Genomic DNA, 18,066 nt, shown 5'->3' with positions numbered 1-18,066 from the left:
CGATGGCGATGGTCCACACCGGCGGCCCCCGCGACGGTATCGAACTCCATGTCCAGCGGCTGCCCCCGCCCGCGGGCCGCCCGGCCGCCGCCACCGCCGTGCTGCTGCACGGACTGCTCACCGACAGCCTGGCGAGCTACTACTTCACCGTGGCACCCGGCCTCGCCGCCGCCGGGCTCGATGTGGTCATGTACGACCACCGGGGCCACGGGCGCAGCCGTCGCCCGGCCACCGGCTACCAACTGGAGTCGTTCGTCACCGATCTGGAACGGCTGCTGGACCGGCTGGAGATCACCGGTCCGGTCCATCTGGTCGGCAACTGTTTCGGTGGCACGGTGGCCTTCGAGTACGCCATCCGCCACCCGGAACGGGTCGCGGGGCTCGTGGCGATCGAGGCGAAGCCCGCCACCGCGTCGTGGGCCACGGAGATCGACGGGATCTTCCGCCGGATGGTCGGCGAACTGATCGAGCACGAGGCCGAGTCGATGGCCTGGATCACCGCGCACCGCGGGGCGCACACGGCACGGCTGGCGCGGTCGGCGGCCCGTCTGGTGCGGGCCACCACCATCGCCCGGGACGTGCCGGGCAGCCGCACCCGCGGTGCGGAGCAGGTCCGTTCGGTGCGGTGTCCGGTGCTCGCGGTGTACGGCGCCGAGTCCGAGCTCGCCGGGGCCGGGGAGTGGCTGGAGTCCTTGCTGCCCGGTGCCCAGTCGGTCGTCCTGCCGGGCCAGGGCCACTCCGTCCTTGCCGAGGCGCCGGGGCCGCTGCTCGACCTGCTGCTGTGGTGGCTGCTCGACCCCGGTGGCACACCACCGCTCCCGGTACCGGGGGCCGGGCTCGGCCGCGGTCCGGTGGCGGCGGGGGCGAACGTCCGGTGAGCCGGTTCCTGTTCGTGGTGCCGCCGCTCGTCGGACACATCAATCCCACTCTCGGGGTGGGCGCCGAACTGGCCGCGCGGGGCCATGAGGTGGCCTGGGCGGGCCTCCCCGAGGTGCTTGAGCCGCTGACGGGGGGCCGGGCGGCCGTCTTCCCCTGCGCGGGGATCCGGCTCGGCGCGGGCGGCGCCGGCCGGCCGCCGGACATCCGGGGTCCGGGCGCGCTGAAGTTCCTCTGGGAGCGGTTCCTGGTGCCGCTCGCGGAGGAGATGGCCCCGGGGACGGAGCGGGCGGTGGCCCGGTTCCGTCCGGATGTGGTGGTGGCGGACCAGCAGACGGTCGCCGGTGGTCTGGTGGCGGAGCGGAGAGGTGTGCGGTGGGCCACCTCGGCCACCACCTCGGCCGAGTTCAGCGGTGCGCTCGACGGGATGCCCAAGGTCGACGCGTGGCTGGAGGGACTGCTGAAGGAGTTGCGCGGGCGCATCGGGGATCAGCGGGGCACCGCCGATCCCCGCTTCTCGCCGCACCTCGTCCTCGCGTTCACCACCGAGGAACTGGCGGGCCGGGCCACCGGGCGGGGCGGTGCGCGGATCCGCTTCGTGGGCCCGTCGGTCGCCGCCCGCCCGGCCGAACCGGACTTCCCCTGGGACTGGCTGGACACCGCGCGCCGCACCGTACTGGTCTCCCTGGGCACCGCCAACGCCGGCGCCGGAGCGCGGTTCCTCGCGGAGTGCCGCACGGCCGGGCGCCGGAGCGCCGACCGTCTCCAGATGGTGATCGTCGATCCGGCGGCCACACCGGACCCGGACACCGCGGCGGACCGCGATGTGCTCGCACTGCCGTACGTGCCCCAACTCCCCCTGCTGGAGCGGGCCGACGCGGTCATCTGCCATGCGGGGCACAACACGGTGTGCGAGGCGCTGTGGCACGGCGTCCCGCTGGTGGTGGCCCCGATCCGGGACGACCAGCCGGTGGTGGCGGCGCAGGTGGTCGAAGCCGGGGCCGGGGTGCGGGTGCGCTTCGGGAGGGCTACGGCGTCCCAGCTGTGCGCGGCGCTGGACACCGTACTCGGGCAGCCCGGCTACCGGGGGGCGGCCGAGCGCGTCAGCGCGTCGTTCCACACGGCGGGCGGCGCCCCGGCCGCCGCCACGCATCTGGAACATCTGGCGGACCCGGCGGCCGGGGACCACCGGATCACCGAGGAGGAGCGATGAGCGACACCCTCAAGGGCGCCGAGCACGGCAAGCGGTCGGCTCGCGCCGATCGCGCGGCACTCGTCACCGCGTTGCGACCGCGCTATCTGGCCGATACGGCCCGGGGCACGGAGCGGTTCTTCGAACCGCGCCGCCCCGACTGCCCGTGGTGCGGCTCGGACCGGCTGCGGCGTCGGCTGCGCACGGTCGACCGCTTCCAGCGCAAGCCGGGCCGTTTCACCCTGGACGTATGCCGGGCGTGCGGACATGTCTTCCAGAACCCCAGACTCAGCGCGGCGGGCCTGGAGTACTACTACCGGGACTTCTACGACGGGCTCGGCGAGCGGGACCTCGGCAATATCTTCGCCGGGAAGGGGAAGACCTACCGGCAGCGCGCCGAACCCCTGAGACGCTTCGCCCCATCACCCCGGAACTGGCTGGACGTCGGCACCGGACACGGCCACTTCTGCGAGGCGGCCCGCGTGGTCTTCCCCGGTACGTCCTTCGACGGGCTGGACTTCACGGACGGCGTGGAGCTGGCGAAGCGCGCGGGGCGGGTGGACCGGGCGATCCGCGGCGCCTTCACCGAACTGGCCGAGGAACTGGCCCAGGGGTACGACGCGGTGAGCATGTACCACTACCTGGAGCACAGCACGGATCCCCGCGCCGAGTTGAGGGCCGCACAACGGGTGCTGCGGCCCGGCGGCCATTTGCTGATCGAGGTGCCCGACGCGCAGTGCCTGTTCGCGCGGCTCTTCGGCCGCTGGTGGCTGCCCTGGCTACAGCCCCAGCATCTGCACTTCGTACCGGTGGCCAATCTCCGCGCGGAGCTGACCCGGCTGGGCTTCACCGTGGTCGTGGAGCAGCACCGCGAACCACACGACACGGTGGACCTGCTGGGCGCGGTGTGGCTGCTGCTGAACGCGGTCGCCCCGCCCGAGGACGCCCCGTGGCTGGAGAAACGGCCGGGACGACTGCGCTGGCTGACCCGGTCCGCCATCCTCCTCGCGGGGGTGCCCGCGCTGATCGTCGCAACCACGCTGGACCGCCTGCTGATCAAGCCGATGGCGGGCCACCTCCGTCTGGCCAACGCCTATCGGGTCATCGCACGCCGCGACTGACGGGTGTCGCCTCCTGGAGGCTCGGCGGTGCATGGTGCAGTCCCAGCGTCGTCCAGGACACTCCCTCGCGGGCGTGCGGGTCCTCGCGGTGAGCGAGGTGCAGCACCTCCAAGCCGTGTGCTTCGGCGAGAGCGACGGTCTCCTGCGCGGAGACGGGGAACATACGGCGTCCGGCCGGAACGGGGCCGTGACGCAGCGACAGGATCACCCGTCCCCCGGCGCCCAGCAGACGGACGAGGGCGGCCATGCCCGCCGCCCGTTGCGGCGGGTCCAGGTGCATCCACACCGCGGTCAGCAGGATCAGGTCGAATCGAGATGCGCGCACACTCAGGGCGGGCAGCTCGGGGAGGGCGTCGTCGATCCACTCGATCTCCTTGTCGGCGTGGATGCGTCGGCCCAACGCACGGAGTTCGGCGGTGGGTTCCGCGGCCACGACCCGGTGTCCCCGCGCGGCCAGTGCCGCCGCGTCGCGTCCGCTGCCCGCTCCGATGTCCAGCACCGAGCTGGGGTGTGCCGGAAACAGGTGCAGTACCTCCCGGTGCACCTCGGCGAAGGTCACGCTCTCGTACTGCTCGGCAAGGGACTCGGCCGCGTCGCCGTATCCCGCGGTGCTGTCCAGGGAAAGCAACCGCTCATCGGGTATGTCGTTGTCCACAAAGCGGCACCCTATGCGCAGGGGACGTCCGCTACGGGCAGCGCGGCCCTCGAGATCGGTCGCCACCGGCACCGGCTACCGCATGGCGCCCGCGGCCGCGCGCAGCGCCGTCAGCCCGCGGGCGATCGGGGGCCGGTGCTCACTGCCGCGCCGTACGACCGCCACGAACCGCCGCACCGGAACGGGCTCCCCGCGCAGCGGCACCCGTACGACCCGGTCCCGGTAGCCGTCCGGCACCTGAGCCAGTCGCGGCAGCAGGCAGATTCCGCAGTCATGGGCGACCAGGGCCACGACCGCGGCCCACTCCACCGCGCTGTGCCGCAATCGTGGGGTGAAACCGGCGGCCGCGCAGGCGGCCAGCAGCAGTTGATGCTGGTCGGCCGGATCGCCCGCGCGGATCCAGCACTCCTCGCCGGCCTCCGCCAGCGTCACCCCGTCCGCCGCCCGCGCGGCGAACGGGTGCCCGGCCGGCACCAGCAGATCCTGCGGCTCCTGGAGAACCGGCCGCTGGGTGAAGCGCGCATCGTCCGGCGGCGGGCCGCCCGGCGTCGGGATCACGACGGCGATGTCCGCCCGGCCCGCCAGCAGCAGATCGAAACGGTTCTCGCCCGGATCCTCTCCGATCTCCACCTCCAGCCTGGGCACTTCGCGGGCGAGCCGCTCCGCCGCCGGTGCCAGCACCCCCGTGATGGCGGTCGCCACCCCCGTCATCCGCAGCCGCCCGGCCACCCCGTCGGCATACCCGGCCAGATCCGCGAGGGCCTCCTCCCAGCGCGCGAACAGCGCGTCCGCATGCCCGAGCAGTGCGAGCGCCGCAGGCGTCAGCCGTACCCGGCGGCCCGCCGGCTCCAACAGCTCCAGACCGAGCCCCGCGGCGAGTTGGCGCAGTTGCTGGGAAACCGTGGAGGGAGTCAGATGCAGCGCCTGGGCAGTGGCGGTGACGGTGCCCTGTTCGTGCAGGACACGGAGAGTCTGCAACCGGGGGTCGATCATACGGCCGATCGTAGGTGGCGCGGATCGTACGGTGATGCCGCACGGTTCCGTACACAAACATTCGATGGACCCGAACAATGGTGGCATCCGATGCTGAGGGCATGTCCCAGACGCTGACCGAGCTGCTGACCGAGTCGTTTCTGCCGGGGCTGTGGGCGGGCTATGCGCTGGCCGTGCCCGTCGGTGCGCTGGCCGTGCTCCTGGTGAGCGTGACCGCCCGGACGTCGTTCCGGGTCGGCGCCGCGGCCGCCCTCGGGGTGGGCACCGCCGACGGCTGCTACGCCCTGGTCGCGGTGGTCGGCGGCGCCGCGGTCGCACGGACCGTCGCCCCCGTGGCGGGCCCGTTGCGCGCACTCGCCGGTGTCATTCTGCTCGGCATGGCCTCACGGACCGCCGTACGGGCATGGCGCCACCGGCACCGGGACGCCGCGCCCGGCCCGGAGCGGAACGTCCTGGGCCGTCCCGTCCGGGCCTATCTCGCCTTCCTCGGCCTGACGTTGGTGAACCCCTGGGCGGTCATCTACTTCTCCGCGCTGGTGCTCGCCGGAGGCGCGGGCACCGGAACCGGCCTCTCCGGCCAAGCGGCCTTCGTGGCCGCCGTGATCACCGCCTCCGTGAGCTGGCAGCTGTTCCTGGCCGCGGGTGGAGCCGCACTGGGCAGAACGCTGACCGGCCCACGGGGGCGGGCCGTTGCCGCCCTGGCCTCCGCGGTGGTGGTCGCGGCGCTGGCGGTCGGTCTGCTGCTGCCCGGCTGAGCCACCGCCGTGCCATGCGGCTCCCTGCCCTCGACCGGTCGCGCGAGCGGGAGTCACCCCACGGGCCGCCCGGCAAGACCCCGGACTCGGCCAGAACCACTGAGCCCGGGTGAGCCCTCCAGCACCCGCCGGGGCGACCACCGCCCCACCAGCAGCACCGCCCTCAGCGACAAAGGCCGACAAGCCGCCTCGCCGAACGCAACAGCCCCCCGCACGCTGCCCACATGGGGGGCTTCCACGAACCACACGTATGCCGCCGCTGTCCCGCCGTGGGCGGTGGCGTCACCAACCGCGGCCAACCACACGGGCCCTTGTGCGACCTGTGCTGGGAGATCGTCCAGGCTCTCGAAGACCACGACCAGGCCATCGCCGAGGGCGCCGACGCGCCGGCGCCACCCGCAGCGCCACTGTGCCGCGAGTGCGGCCGACCACAAGACCGGTTCATGACCGGCTACGACCATTGGGTACTCCTCGAGCCCCGCATCCCGCTACCGGTGAAGAGCGTGCCCGACGGGCAACGCTGGCTCATCGCCTCGGACGGGCGAGCCATCAACTGGGCCACGCGGCTGCCTGCCCATCCCAACTGCCGCATCCGGCACGCCCTCGTCTGCCCCGTCAACCCGCGCCCCGATCACCTGGCACCGGTCTTCGGCGTCATCTGGGACGAGAACCGGCGGCGACACCAGCCATCGACCCTCCTGACCGGCAGAGGATGACAACGCAAGCCTGTCACCGGCTCGACAGACACGAACTGACCCAGCGCACTTCGGCCATGCCTTGCTGATCGTCCAACGCATGGAAGATCGCCTCAGCCTGGTCCAATGCCTCGTATGCCTCGGCGATTCGCTTGCCCGCGTGGAGCGTGCGGCTGTGGTTGACCAGGGTCCAGGCTTCGCCTCCGCGGTCGCTGTGCTCGCGGTAGATGGCCAGAGCCCGGGTCTGGGCGTCGAAGGCGTCACGGAGCATGTCGCGCCGTTCGTGGCTGCCATGGTGTTCGAGGTCGCGGCCGAGGAGCGCCAGAACGCGGGCCGATCTGACCGTCGAGCCGTCCGGGTCATGTGAGATGGCCAGCACGGTCCGGGTAATGGTGATCAAATCGTCGAAGTGCCACCTGGAGGTGAGGTACTGGCCGACAGCCCAGGCGAGCGGGACGCTGACGCCACGGGGGCCCAGCTGCCGCGCGGCGGTGGTCGTGGCAACCAGATTGACGTGTTCGGCCTCGAGCCAGGCCATGGCCTCACCCGGGCTGGTGAAACGCGTACTGGCTCCTTTGACCCTGAAGGCCCGCCCCGCACGGAAGAAACGCCCCCTACGACTGACCGCCATCACGCAGGTGTGGAAGTAGTGGCGGTGGAGGCGCGTCTGGGCGTCCTCGCGGTCGTCGGGGACGGCGTGGACTTTTCCGTTCTCTTCCGCGTACAGGCGCACCAGATCGTGCAACCGCCAGCGTCCCCAGGTACGTCCGGGTTCGATGAGGTGGGTGCGGGCCAGGTCCTGTAAAAGTTCTTCGGCCTCGTGCTGATCGGTGTCGGCCAGGCGGGCCACGGCCTCGGTGGAGATGTCGGGGCCCGCGTTGAGTGACAGCAGTCGGAACAACCGCGCGTGGACGGGATCGAGGCGCTGGTACGACAGGTCGAACGCGCCCCTCACGGCCCGCTCTTGCCTGCGCAGCCGGTTCAGGCGCACATGCTGCGCTGTCAGGGCCTGGGCGAGGGACGACAGCGGGCGAGCGGGGTTGTCGGCCAGAAGTGCGGCGGCGATCCGCAGCGCCAGTGGCAGACCCGCGCATGACCGGGCGATCGCGGCGGCGTCAGCCGGCGAATCTCGTACGCGGGTATCACGGGGGCCACGTGCTTCGCACACAACTCCCTCCAGCATGCCGATCGCAGCTTTCTGATCGACGACGTCCAGATCGAACAGGCGGGCACCGAGGTCCAGAGTGTCACGAGAGGTGAGGACGGTCGCGGTGACGCCGTCGGTGGGCAGGAGCGGGCGCGACTGGTCAGCACTGGAAACGTTGTCGAGCACGACCAGGATCCGGCGTCCCGCGTCCGCGAGGGCAGCCAGAGCACTGCGATAGAGACGCGAACGGTCTTGCAGATCCGTCGGTATGACCTCCGACGGTATTCCCAGTGCGCGCAGAAAACCGTCCAGAGCCCGTTCGGGCGAGAGTCGACGCTCGGGGTCGTAGCCGAGCATGTCCACGAACAACACCCCGCCGGGGAACCAATCCTCCCTGCGCAGTGCGCACATGGCAGCCTGCACGACCAGCTCCGTCTTGCCGATCCCGCCCAGCCCGGCCACCACCGCGGCCGACATCGTCCGCGGCGAGCCGGGCTCAAGGACCTGAAGCAGGTCGCTGATCTCTTTGTCGCGGCCCGTGAAGACAGCCGAGACCGGGGGCAGGCCGGCCAGCGCCGGAGTGATCACCTGGGGCAGGTTGACGTTCACGGTCCGCCCCTGGATCACCGCACCGAAGAAGACACCACCGTTGATCTCGTTACCCATTGGCAGAAATTCCCGCGACCCATCCACGACAACCATCTTGCCCGCCCCCGGAGCACCGCCGAAGTACTGCCCACCCCCGAGAATAAGTTAGGCAACCCTAACCTTGCTGTATCCTCCGGCCCATGAGTGTTGGGGAGTTACTGGGAATCAGCCTCGGTTGCGCCACGATTCTTGTGACACTGTTCAGCGGGAGCGTCATCGGCTCGCTGCTGGTCGCCCCCGACGCTCTGCTACCGGACTATCCGCAGGCCATACGGGAGCGGTACGGGACGCAGAGCGCGCGGGGCAAGCGCGCGGCGGCCGCAGCCGGCCTGGTGAACCTGTTGGCTTTCGTCGCCGTGCCGGTCGCCGGCGTCCACGCGCTGCACCGGCGCGTGGACGGAGCACTCGGTTTCTGGCCTCCGTTTGTGCTGGGCACGATCTGCTTCCTGGCTCTCACCCTCTTCGACCTGCTGGTGCTGGACTGGTGGCTGTTCTGTACGATCCAGCCTCGCTTCATGGTGCTGCCCGGCACGGAAGGCATGCCAGAGTACCGGGACTTCGGTTTCCATGTGCGGGTGCTCGTGCCGCGCCCCGTGCCCTGGCCACTGCTTGCCGTCCCCGGGTATGGGACTGCTGTCGGAAGCATCGCGTACCTTGCGGAGACCATGGCCGGATGAAAGCGGCTTGCGCCTCTTGGATTGATAACTCCCGTGCCGGGCCGGGCGATAACCGAGCCCACGAGGGGCCGTCCCCACCGCAATCGCTCCCGACGACCGGATTCTGTGGAGCCGGAGCTGGGGCCGCCCGGCGATAGGCTCCGGTCCATGTCACCTTCCCTTGTCCCTTGGATCCTGTCAGCGGTGTTCATACTGGTCGGCGGCGCCTTCTGCCTGGTGATGTTCCTCGCCCTCCGGCAGGTTCGGAGTCTGCTCCAGCGGGGCGTGAGGACGGAGGGCGTGGTGAGCCGCTTGGAATCCCGGCAGCTGAGCGGCCACGGCTCGGAGTCCACGACCACGCTGCGAAGCTGGGGAACCACCGTGTACGCCCCGGTGGTCGCCTGGACCACAGTCGACAACCAACCCATGGAAACCAAGGGCAATATGGCCCGCCCCCTCGACAAGACCGTTCGCCCCGGTACCCGGGTCGCGGTGGTCTACGACCCGGCGGACCCCTCCCACTCGACACTTCCGTCCGAGGGCATGGGTCTCGGCCACTACTGGTCCGCTATCGGGCTCGGGGCGCTCTTCGTGGTGGTGGGGATGGCGATCCTGTCGGTGAAGCTGTTCATGGTGGCGTTCTGAGCTTGGCGCAGGGCATGCCGAGCGGCAGCGGAAGCCCTCCTCAGCCCTCCGCCCAGGCCTCTTCCTCCGCGCGGGCCGTGTCATAGGCCTGGCGGGCGGTGACGACCTGCGGCAGGTGGGCGTCGGACCAGTCGGCGATGGTGTCGAAGACGGGGACGAGGGTGCGGCCCAGGTCGCTGATGGTGTACTCGACCCTCGGCGGGATCTCGGCGTGGTACGTGCGGATGATCAGGCCGTCGCGTTCCAGCTGACGCAGGCGCTGGGTGAGCACCTTCGGGGTGATCGTCGGCAGGAGCCGCTGGAGTTCGTTGAAGCGCGAGCGCCCGTGGTGTTCGAGGGCCCACAGGATCGGGGTGGTCCAGCGGCTGAAGATCAGCTCCACCACTGGGTTGATCGGGCACGCCTCCTGCGCCGGGTCGGTCACGGCATCTTTCCCTTCGCTCTCGTCCGCCCTCCCCGTGCTCAGCGGTCAGGGGGCACTTTCCTGAGGGAAACCACTATACGAAGGATACTAGCGTGGTGGTGTCAGCAAGCGGCCCGGCAGTGAGCCGGACCGCTCCGCCGAAGGAGGCACCACGATGACGTTCCCGGCACTGCCCGCGCGTGCGGGTGACCGGCCCGAGACCGGGCCCGAGGTCCCGCATCTCCAGTTCACCCAGACCAGCCCGCCGCAGATCAAGGAAGCGCTGCGGCAGTGGATGAGTACCGCGCTCCCCGGCACCGTCCCCGGCCGCAGCGAGATCTCCGTCCCCACCACGTGGGCGGTGTTCCTCAACGATGTCGCACCGGCCGCCGGCGCCCGGCTGTTCCTGCCCCACGGAGACGCGGAGTTCGCGCATCTGCACGCCGACGGCAGCCTGCACCTGGCGCTGGATCCGGCCGACCACGCCGCGTTCCTGGCCTCCGGGTGGGGCGAGAAGCACCCGCTTTACGACCGTGGCGCCAATGTCGTGATGTTCTACGCGCCGCGCGACGAGGCGGAGGTGGAAGTGGCCAAGAAGGTCATCGCCGCTTCCTACCGGTACGCCACCGGTCACGCACCGGCCGCCGGGCCTGCCGCGGCCTGAGCCGCCCCCCTCAACGCCGGGTCTCCGAGCCCCCCTTCACATCACACCACTCACACCCCGCGGAGCAAATCCCATGCCCAAAATCACCCCTGGAAAGGTCCTGTTGACCCTCACCTCACTGGTCACCCTGACCGGTGCCTACCTCGCGGACTGGAACGAAACCCATATCTACAACCCCAACTGGCCGCCGCACGCGAAGTTCCACAACGCCCAGACGATGAGCATGGGCGCCGCGCTCGGCCTGCTGGGCCTGTATCTGCTGTGGGTGTACCGGGGCGCCTGGACGCGCTCTCTGGTCCAGGTCATTGTGGTGACCGAGTCGCTGTACTGGATCACCCAGCTGTCGGCCATCGCCTACCCCGGTACCGCCCTCGTCGACGGCGAGTGGGTTCCGCCCATCCAACCGGCTCTCGCCGGCACCATGCTGGCCCTCAACGCACTGGCGTACTTCCTTGAATCCCGACGGCTGGAACACCGGATCGCCTGACACCGCCGCCGTCAGGACGGCCGGGGCGCACGCCTGTTCTTGCGCTGCTCCAGCTCCTTCTCGTCGACGAGGACAAGCATGGGTTTGTCGGGCAGACACATCATGGTGACGAGGAACCGGACCGGTACTTCCGTGCGATGGTTACCGTCCTGGTAGTGGATCACATCGCCTCCCGGCTCCCAGAACGCCTCCCCCGCTCGGATCACCCGCTCCGGCTCTCCCTCCAGCTCGAACAGCATCTCCCCCTCCAGCACATAGCCGAAGGCCGGTCCGAAGTGACGGTGGGGTGGTGTGCCAGGGTCTCCGGGCGGGAACTCGACCACCACGGTCATGGCGTGCGCACCCTCGGGAACGACAGGTGTTTTCGCCTCCTGGATCACCGTGAGAGCGGACTTCCATGCCTCCGATCGATGCCCTTGGTTCGCTGAAGGGTGGACCGTCGGCTCGTCGTTCGCCATCACGCCACCTCCGTCCGGGCGCCGCGGTCCGGCGCCGAGCGCCGGAGCGGACAGGCTTCGTACGCAACACTACTGCGCATCCGTACCGGCCACCCCTTGTGGCTGCCTCCGACCGGCCACGCTGCGGCCGTCGCACTGTCGGGCGTACCGTGGTGTCAGGCGACGGATTCCCCTCCGGAGCCGCCGGGATGCCGACGCCTCGGGAATCGGACGCCTCAGGAATCCGAACACTCGACGAAGGGTGCGTCATGAAGTTCACAGTCCTGGGGGCAAGCGGCCGGATCGGCGCCCAGGTGGTCGAGCTCCTGACAGCGGCCGGACACGAGGTGGTACCGGCTTCGCTGTCGACGGGGGTCGACGTGCTCAGCGGCAAGGGCCTGAAGGAGGCCCTCTCGGGCACCGAAGTGCTGATCAACCTGACGAACTCCCCCGCGTTCGACGCCTCCTCCATCGAATTCTTCGAAACATCGATGAACACCATCGGAATCGCGGCGGAGGAGGCCGGAGTACGCCACGAGGTGATTCTTTCGATCGTCGGCGTGGACCAGGTGCCCCAGCTCGATTACTACCGGGCCAAGGCCATCCAGGAGAGTGCTCTCGCGAAGGGGCCGACGCCGTACTCGATCGTACGGGCCACGCAGTTCTTCGAGTTCATCGAACCGATCATGTCCTGGACGACCGACGGCGACATCGTACGGCTGCCGTCCACCCCCGTGCAGCCGATGGCGGCCGCCGACATCGCCGCCGCGGTCGCGGATACCGCCTCCGGCCCCCCGTTGCGGGGCATCCGCAACATCGGCGGCCCCGAGGTGTTCCCGCTCGACGAGCTGGGCCGGATCACGCTGGACGCCCGGCCCGACGGTCGCCGTGTGGTCACCGACGACCAGGCGGGCATGTTCGGTGTGATCTCGGGAGACGTGCTCACCGCGCCGGAGGGCGCCGACCTGGCGCCCACGCACTACCGGGAATGGCTCAAGCACTCTTAGGCGCTGTCCGGTAGATCTTTGAGGAGCAGCCCGCGGCGTCCCACACCGGCGTGACGTCCACACCGGCCTTAAGGCCCGTCAGCCAGCGCCCGGGCCGCCAGCCGGAGGTCCGATACGAGGCCCGCGTACCGTGCCTCGCGATCCTCGGCACGCAGCACCGCCGCAGGGTGGAGTGTCGGGACAACAAACCCCCCTGCCTCGACAGCCGGGGCCGGAGCGCCGTCTCTCCCCGATGCCCCCTCGCCGGGCAGCGGAATGAGCGTGCCCCGGTCCTTCGTCACCCGGAAGGACGGCCCCAGCAACGCCTTGCCCGCGGTGGCGCCGAGCGCCACCACCACCTCCGGGCCGATCAGGCGCAACTCGGCGTTCAGCCAGGGTCGGCAGGCCGAAACCTCCCGCAGACTGGGTGGTTTGTGGATCCTGCGCTTGCCCCGTGGCGCGATGGTGAACTTGAAGTGCTTGACCGCGTTGGTGAAATACGCCTGCGCCTCGTCGAGACCGGCCTCCCGCAGTGCCTTCCTCAGCAGACCACCGGCAGGCCCGACGAACGGCTCCCCCTGGCGGTCCTCCTGGTCGCCCGGCTGCTCGCCGACGAGCATGAGCCGAGCCGAGGGGCTGCCCGCTCCGAACACGGTCTGTGACGCGCTTTCGAACAGCGGGCAGCCCTGACAATCCGCCGCGGCTCGCCGATGCGCCGCGAGTCCTCCGCGCGGGGGCAGATACGGGGTGGCGTCGTACGGCTGCCCCATACCGGGCCACCTCCTCGTGGTGCTGGGCGACCGGCCTGCCCGGTACCCGACCCACGGGTTCCCGAACGCGGGGAGCTCCTCACGCGACGACCGGCAGAGGGCCACGACCGGAGGAACGGCACAGGGTGGCCGAGAGCTCAGGCGAGCAGGGCTCCCAGGAGGGTGATGCCTGCCAGGAACCACGCGACGTAGTCGCCCACATGGCCGGAGTGCAGCCGCCGGAGCGGGATGAACCAGCGGGCCGGTTCCGCCGCGGCGCGCCGTACGGCCAGCAGGGCGACCGCCACGGCCAGGGCGCCGGCCAGCAGACCCACCAGCACACCGGCCGCCGTCCAGTGTGGTGCGGGGGTGGGCACGAGCGGTACGGCACGGCCGTACAGCACGGAGGTGAGATAGCCGTGGTGATCGGTGAAGGTGTCCGCGGCGTGGCCGACAGCGGTGCGCAGAGCGGGGACAAGGCCCACCGCCAGCGCCCCGGCGAGCAGTACGGCCGGTACCGCGAGCATCGAGTCCGGGATCCGCGACAACGGCCCGCCACGGCTCTCCGGCTCTTCCGCTTCGCCGGTCGTCTCTTCCGGGGCGTCCGGAGGGCGGGTGCCGAGCCCGAGGAACACCCGGCCGCCCGCGCGCAGCACCGCGCCGCCGGTGACCGCCGAGGCCAGCACGAACAGCGCGGTGGCCCAGCCTCCCGCGGCCTCCTCGGTGACCGCTTTGCCCAGCGCGGTGCCGAACGGGGGCAGCCCGGCGAGGGCAAGCCCGCCGAACCCGAACATCGCCCCCACCCACGGCAGTTCCCGCCTCCTGCCGTGCAGCTGGTGCTCGTCGACACTGCCGTAACGGTCGAGCAGGATCCCCACGCACGCGAACAGCGCCGCCTTGACGCCTGCGTGTGCCAGCACATACAGGATGACTCCGCCGGTCCCCTCCGGAGTGAGCCGCGCCAGGCCGATGAGGAACAGCCCGGTGTGCGCGACCGTGGAGTAGGCGAGCAACCGCTTGAGGTGGCGCTGCTGCCAGCACATCACCGCGCCCACTACGGCCGTCAGTACACCCAGGGCCAGCAGGGCCCGGTGTGCGTCGGGCGCGGGGATGCCGCCGGGTCCGGCGAAGACGGTCCAGTAGACCCGGGCCGTCCCGTACACGCCCAGCTCCACCATCACACCCGACAGCAGCATGCACACGGGGGTCGGCGCCACCGCGTGCGCGTCGGCGAGCCAGAAGTGGAACGGCACCGCGGCAGCCTTGACGAGCAGTCCGGTGGCGACGAGGGCGAAGGCGGCGATCACCAGCGCGTCCGGGCCGCCGTCGGCGTGAGCGTCCAGCGCCCGCCCGATCTGTGCCAGGCCCAGTTCGCCGGTGCGGGCGTACAGCAGGCCGATGCCCGTCAGCGTGGCATAGCCGCCGAGGGAGTTCATGATCCCGAACACCAGGCCACCCTGAACGGCCCGTGCCTCCTCGACGTGGTAGCCGGTCAACGCGTACGCGACCACGCTCATCAGCTCGAAGAAGACGAAGGCGTTGAAGAGGTCGCCGGTCAGGGCGAAGCCGCACATGCCCGCCTGGAAGAGCAGCACCAGCCCGGGGTAGGAACCGGCATGGCCGCGCGGAGGTTCGTCGAAGTACCGCCAGGCGTAGCAGAGCGAGGCCAGCACCAGCAGCGACACCAGTGTGGCGAGCCCGAGCCCGATATGGTCGCTGACCAGGACGATGCCGACGCTCGCCCCGTTGTGCGGCCGCCAGCCCCCCACCCACTCGACGGGCCGCGCGACGGCCGAGGGGGTGGCCGCCGCCGCCCACAGGGCGAGCGTGGCGGCGCTCGCGGCGAACAGGCAGGCCAGCAGCTCGGCGGCGGGCCGCGGCAGCCGCCGTCCCGCTCCGACCAGTGCCGCGGCCCCGAACAGCGGGACGGCCACGATCAGTGGCAGGAGCCGCGCGGCGGTCATCCCCTCAGCTCCGAGAGCTGATCGGGATCCACCGTTCCGTGCCGCTTGGCGATCTGGACGACCAGGGAGAGCAGCAGTGCGGTGACGGTCGCCCCGATGACGATGTCGGTGAGGGTGAGGGCCTGCACAACGGGGTCGACGACCGGGCGTGAGCCGGGGGTGAGGTCGGAGAAGACCGGGGCGGTGCCGCCCTTGCGGTACCCGACGGCGAGCAGCAGCACATAGGTGGAGGACTGACAGACCGAGAGACAGCCCACCGCGTGGATGAGGTTGCGACTGGTGGCCAGCCCGTAACAGCCGATCAGGAACAGCCACCCCGCGATCACATACGGCAGCACGCTCATCGCTCACCCTCCGCCCCGGTGTCCTGTGGTTCGGTTTCGATCTCCACGGCCTGGTCCAGGAAGCCCGCCAGCAGGACGACAACACCGGCCGCGACCTCCACGCCGATGGCGGCGTTGAGCAGCGGAACGGTGCCGCCGGAGGCGAGGGTGTTGAAGGTGCCGTAGGGCAGGAAGTTGGTCAGAAAGGCCGCACCGGTCAGCAGCGCGGTCGCGCCCAGCAGGAGGTACCCGGCCTCGCCCGCGGCATCCGCCACCTCGTAGAAGCCGACGGGACGGATCCGCTCCAGCGCCCGGTAGTCCACGGCGATGTAGAGCAGGTGCAGCGAGGTCGCCACCACCACGCCGCCCTGGAAGCCGCCGCCGGGGCTGAGCTGGCCGTGGGCGACGACATACAGCCCGATCAGCAGCGTGACCGGCAGAGCGAGCAGGGCGTAACGGCGCACCGGCGGGGCCACCCGGACCGGCCGCGGGGGCAGCCGGTCCTCGTCGCGGGTCTGCCGCAGCAGCACGACGGTGCCCAGGACGGCGCCGAAGAGGATGGACTCCTCGCCGAGGGTGTCCAGGGACCGCTGGTCGAAGTTGACCGAGGAGACGGTGTTGGCGGTGTGCCGGGTGAGGGCGGCGTGCACCGCCCGGTCACCGTAGGGGTGCCACAGTCCCCCGAACGCGGGCAGATCGCGGCAGGCCAGCAGGTACAGCAGCGCCGTGCCCAGGCCCCCGAGGGCCAGGACCCACAGCCGCGTCCGCATACTCACTCGCGCTCCTTCCGTCGCTCGCCGCGGGCCCTGCGACGCACCTTGCGCACGGACAGCAGCACCATCAGCGGTGTCAGCGCGGAACCGACCGTCAGCTGGGAGAGCGCCACATCGGGCGCCTGGAGCAGCAGGAACAGGGTGGCGAGGGCCAGGCCGAACAGTGACATCACAAAGGACTGCCGCACGGGGTCGCGTGCCAGGACGGTGCCGGTCCCGGCCGCTGCCACCAGCAGCAGCCCGAGCAGCAACGGCAGATCGTCAGCCATCGTCCGTTCCTTCCACGGGTGCACCGATCGTGTGTCCGGCGGCGGCGCTCACCGCACAGGCCGCACTCCAGCTGCCGCCTGCCAACAAGGCGCCGATGACCAGGAGTTTCACCATGGCCCTGCCGGGGCCGGTGATGAGGCACAGAGGCAGCAGCACCGCCGGGACCACCAGGTAGCTCAGCCCGGTCACCGTACGCAGCACCCGCGGCCCCGGCGGACGGTCCGCCAACTCATCGGCGAGCAACCGTGCGTAGAGCAGGGTGCCTGCCGGACCGAGCACCGAGAGCACCAGCGCCGTGTCGGTGTAGGCCGTGCGGTGAAAGCCCTGGGCCAGCAGGAGGAAGACCAGGGACAGCAGGGTGCACGTCAGGTTCTGTGCGGGCACCCGGCGACGGACCGGGCCGGTGGCCGCGCACCCAGCGGCCGGTGCCACTCCGCAGGCCAGCAGTGCGGCGCCCGCGGCGATCCAGCCGTTCACCGGTCACCGGCCGCTCGCCGCGCACCGAGGGCGGCAGCGGCCGACACCAGTCCGGCACCGGCGCCGACCAGCCACTCCAGGGAGTCCACGGGGCCGATCAACACGATCCACAGCAGGGTCAACGAGCCCCACCAGCCGACTAGTTCGGTGCCCGCCATCAGCCGTCGCGCCACCGTCTACGCACCTCCCGCTGGCCGGGTACCCGGCCCTCAGGCTCACATGCACGGCGCCGCGGCCTCCGTCACCGCGCCGCGCATTACCCCCGTCGGAGGTGCGTCCGATGTAGGGTCCGTGGCGTCTCCAGGGTCCGTTGGCGTCTCCCCGCCAACGCACCCTACGGGTGCCGCGCGACGCGTCCCGGCCGACGTAATCGTCGTGGCGACAGCCCCTGCGGACGTGGCTCAGTCGGGGATGTTGTTCTCCTCGATGGGCGGCATATAGGCGCGCAGCCACCGTTCGGTCTGGGCGACGTGGGCCTCGGCGGCGCCCGCCGCGGCGCCGGGGTCCCGGTCGGCGATGGCATGGGCCAGTACACGGTGGTCCTCGTCGCTCTTGCGCCGCAGGTCAGGGCCATCGGGGAGGTTGAAGACCTGGTATTTGCGGGATCGGGCGCGGAAGACGGCGAGCAGGGAGACGAGGGTCGGGTTGCCACCGGTCCGGGCGATCTCGGCGTGGAAGCGGTGGTCGAGCTCGGAAGCCTCGGTGGCGTCCTCGGTCGCCTCCATGGCCTCGATGAGGGAGAAGAGTGTGTCCACCGTCTCCGGGGTGGCACGGGCGGCTGCCTTCGCCGCGACATGGGCCTCGAGCACCCGCCGGATCTCGTAGACCTCGAGCAGGCCGGTCAGCGGCAGCAGTTCGAGAGTCAGCGAGAGGCTGCCGATGATGTCCTCCGGCCTGAGCGGGGAGACATAGGTGCCGGAGCCATGGCGCGGTTCGACCACTCCCAGGGCGGCGAGCATCCGCACGGCCTCGCGCAACGGCCCCCGGGAAACGCCCAGTTCCTCGCAGAGGTCCGCCTCGGGCGGGATGCGCTCGCCTGCGCTGAGGCGCCCCGACGCGATCATGTGCCGTAGGCCGTGGAACGCCTTGTCGACTGCTGACATCCGATTCCTCCCTGCCACGGCCGATGGCCTCGCCGACCGGCCTCGGT

General features: G+C 70.9%; 23 protein-coding genes. 10 read left to right on the top strand and 13 right to left on the bottom strand.

Annotated elements, in window-relative coordinates; genetic code table 11:
- Window positions 1–2 precede the first annotated feature (2 nt).
- From AC4BEG_RS32310 to AC4BEG_RS32300, 3 genes are read left to right on the top strand one after another with little or no spacing between them, the layout of a single operon-like run.
- Complete coding sequence (locus AC4BEG_RS32310; protein WP_490703207.1) at window positions 3–878, top strand: alpha/beta fold hydrolase; 876 nt, start codon at window positions 3–5, stop codon at window positions 876–878.
- Complete coding sequence (locus tag AC4BEG_RS32305; protein ID WP_490703206.1) at window positions 875–2,089, top strand: glycosyltransferase; 1,215 nt, start codon at window positions 875–877, stop codon at window positions 2,087–2,089. The genes AC4BEG_RS32310 and AC4BEG_RS32305 overlap by 4 nt, the downstream gene beginning before the upstream one ends.
- Window positions 2,086–3,189, top strand: a complete 1,104-nt coding sequence (locus AC4BEG_RS32300; RefSeq protein ID WP_490703205.1) for a class I SAM-dependent methyltransferase — start codon at window positions 2,086–2,088, stop codon at window positions 3,187–3,189. The genes AC4BEG_RS32305 and AC4BEG_RS32300 overlap by 4 nt, the downstream gene beginning before the upstream one ends.
- Here the strand turns inward: AC4BEG_RS32300 and AC4BEG_RS32295 are convergent.
- Together AC4BEG_RS32295 and AC4BEG_RS32290 are read right to left on the bottom strand one after the other, a co-directional pair.
- Window positions 3,170–3,844: a class I SAM-dependent methyltransferase gene (locus AC4BEG_RS32295; RefSeq protein ID WP_490703204.1), complete on the bottom strand. Its 675-nt coding sequence runs from the start codon at window positions 3,842–3,844 to the stop codon at window positions 3,170–3,172. The two genes, AC4BEG_RS32300 and AC4BEG_RS32295, sit on opposite strands and share 20 nt — an antisense overlap.
- A 75-nt stretch (window positions 3,845–3,919) precedes the next feature.
- The gene (locus AC4BEG_RS32290) at window positions 3,920–4,837 is read right to left on the bottom strand and encodes a LysR family transcriptional regulator (protein ID WP_490703203.1); all 918 of its coding nucleotides are present in this window, start codon (window positions 4,835–4,837) and stop codon (window positions 3,920–3,922) included.
- A gap of 101 nt (window positions 4,838–4,938) precedes the next feature.
- On the opposite strand from AC4BEG_RS32290, the gene AC4BEG_RS32285 reads away from it, so the two are divergent.
- Complete coding sequence (locus AC4BEG_RS32285; RefSeq protein ID WP_490703202.1) at window positions 4,939–5,592, top strand: LysE family transporter; 654 nt, start codon at window positions 4,939–4,941, stop codon at window positions 5,590–5,592.
- Between the two features lie 224 nt (window positions 5,593–5,816).
- Entirely contained in the window at window positions 5,817–6,308 is a 492-nt protein-coding gene (locus AC4BEG_RS32280; RefSeq protein WP_490703201.1) for a DUF6083 domain-containing protein, read from the top strand.
- A 13-nt stretch (window positions 6,309–6,321) separates the two neighbouring features.
- Here the strand turns inward: AC4BEG_RS32280 and AC4BEG_RS32275 are convergent, their stop codons facing one another.
- Window positions 6,322–8,100, bottom strand: coding sequence for a regulator (locus AC4BEG_RS32275; protein WP_490703200.1), 1,779 nt, complete (start codon window positions 8,098–8,100; stop codon window positions 6,322–6,324).
- 122 nt (window positions 8,101–8,222) lie between these two features.
- On the opposite strand from AC4BEG_RS32275, the gene AC4BEG_RS32270 reads away from it, so the two are divergent.
- Both AC4BEG_RS32270 and AC4BEG_RS32265 read left to right on the top strand, forming a co-directional pair.
- Window positions 8,223–8,759: a hypothetical protein gene (locus tag AC4BEG_RS32270; RefSeq protein WP_490703199.1), complete on the top strand. Its 537-nt coding sequence runs from the start codon at window positions 8,223–8,225 to the stop codon at window positions 8,757–8,759.
- Window positions 8,760–8,942: 183 nt separating this feature from the next.
- On the top strand, window positions 8,943–9,383 hold the full coding sequence (locus AC4BEG_RS32265; protein ID WP_490703198.1) for a DUF3592 domain-containing protein: 441 nt from the start codon (window positions 8,943–8,945) through the stop codon (window positions 9,381–9,383).
- A gap of 40 nt (window positions 9,384–9,423) precedes the next feature.
- Here the strand turns inward: AC4BEG_RS32265 and AC4BEG_RS32260 are convergent, their stop codons facing one another.
- Entirely contained in the window at window positions 9,424–9,807 is a 384-nt protein-coding gene (locus tag AC4BEG_RS32260) for a winged helix-turn-helix transcriptional regulator (RefSeq protein WP_490703197.1), read from the bottom strand.
- Window positions 9,808–9,961: 154 nt separating this feature from the next.
- Between AC4BEG_RS32260 and AC4BEG_RS32255 the strand changes: the two genes are divergently transcribed.
- Both AC4BEG_RS32255 and AC4BEG_RS32250 read left to right on the top strand, forming a co-directional pair.
- Entirely contained in the window at window positions 9,962–10,450 is a 489-nt protein-coding gene (locus AC4BEG_RS32255) for a luciferase domain-containing protein (RefSeq protein ID WP_490703196.1), read from the top strand.
- A 73-nt stretch (window positions 10,451–10,523) separates the two neighbouring features.
- Window positions 10,524–10,937, top strand: a complete 414-nt coding sequence (locus AC4BEG_RS32250; protein ID WP_490703195.1) for a DUF6640 family protein — start codon at window positions 10,524–10,526, stop codon at window positions 10,935–10,937.
- Between the two features lie 11 nt (window positions 10,938–10,948).
- Here AC4BEG_RS32250 and AC4BEG_RS32245 read toward each other — a convergent pair whose 3' ends face one another.
- Complete coding sequence (locus tag AC4BEG_RS32245; protein WP_490703194.1) at window positions 10,949–11,395, bottom strand: cupin domain-containing protein; 447 nt, start codon at window positions 11,393–11,395, stop codon at window positions 10,949–10,951.
- A 248-nt stretch (window positions 11,396–11,643) separates the two neighbouring features.
- Here AC4BEG_RS32245 and AC4BEG_RS32240 point away from each other — a divergent pair, with 248 nt between their 5' ends.
- Complete coding sequence (locus tag AC4BEG_RS32240; RefSeq protein ID WP_490703193.1) at window positions 11,644–12,381, top strand: SDR family oxidoreductase; 738 nt, start codon at window positions 11,644–11,646, stop codon at window positions 12,379–12,381.
- A 68-nt stretch (window positions 12,382–12,449) separates the two neighbouring features.
- On the opposite strand, the gene AC4BEG_RS32235 is transcribed toward AC4BEG_RS32240, so the two are convergent.
- From AC4BEG_RS32235 to AC4BEG_RS32200, 8 genes are all read right to left on the bottom strand, one after another.
- Window positions 12,450–13,130: a UdgX family uracil-DNA binding protein gene (locus tag AC4BEG_RS32235; RefSeq protein ID WP_490703192.1), complete on the bottom strand. Its 681-nt coding sequence runs from the start codon at window positions 13,128–13,130 to the stop codon at window positions 12,450–12,452.
- A 137-nt stretch (window positions 13,131–13,267) separates the two neighbouring features.
- Window positions 13,268–15,073: a complex I subunit 5 family protein gene (locus AC4BEG_RS32230; protein WP_490703191.1), complete on the bottom strand. Its 1,806-nt coding sequence runs from the start codon at window positions 15,071–15,073 to the stop codon at window positions 13,268–13,270.
- Complete coding sequence (locus AC4BEG_RS32225; protein WP_490703190.1) at window positions 15,070–15,417, bottom strand: sodium:proton antiporter; 348 nt, start codon at window positions 15,415–15,417, stop codon at window positions 15,070–15,072. The genes AC4BEG_RS32230 and AC4BEG_RS32225 overlap by 4 nt, the downstream gene beginning before the upstream one ends.
- Complete coding sequence (locus AC4BEG_RS32220) at window positions 15,414–16,172, bottom strand: MnhB domain-containing protein (protein ID WP_490703189.1); 759 nt, start codon at window positions 16,170–16,172, stop codon at window positions 15,414–15,416. The genes AC4BEG_RS32225 and AC4BEG_RS32220 overlap by 4 nt, the downstream gene beginning before the upstream one ends.
- Entirely contained in the window at window positions 16,169–16,438 is a 270-nt protein-coding gene (locus AC4BEG_RS32215) for a hydrogenase subunit MbhD domain-containing protein (protein ID WP_490703188.1), read from the bottom strand. Before AC4BEG_RS32215 ends, AC4BEG_RS32220 begins: the two co-directional genes overlap by 4 nt.
- Complete coding sequence (locus tag AC4BEG_RS32210; protein ID WP_490703187.1) at window positions 16,431–16,916, bottom strand: monovalent cation/H+ antiporter complex subunit F; 486 nt, start codon at window positions 16,914–16,916, stop codon at window positions 16,431–16,433. The genes AC4BEG_RS32215 and AC4BEG_RS32210 overlap by 8 nt, the downstream gene beginning before the upstream one ends.
- A complete protein-coding gene (locus AC4BEG_RS32205; RefSeq protein ID WP_490703186.1) occupies window positions 16,913–17,089 on the bottom strand; it encodes a hypothetical protein in 177 nt (58 codons plus the stop codon). The genes AC4BEG_RS32210 and AC4BEG_RS32205 overlap by 4 nt, the downstream gene beginning before the upstream one ends.
- Window positions 17,090–17,317: 228 nt before the next feature.
- Window positions 17,318–18,019, bottom strand: a complete 702-nt coding sequence (locus AC4BEG_RS32200; protein ID WP_490703185.1) for a FadR/GntR family transcriptional regulator — start codon at window positions 18,017–18,019, stop codon at window positions 17,318–17,320.
- Window positions 18,020–18,066: the final 47 nt, after the last annotated feature.

Source organism: Streptomyces sp. JLBJ103 (genome assembly GCF_058215575.1).
This window is presented reverse-complemented; position numbering and strand designations above follow the sequence as displayed.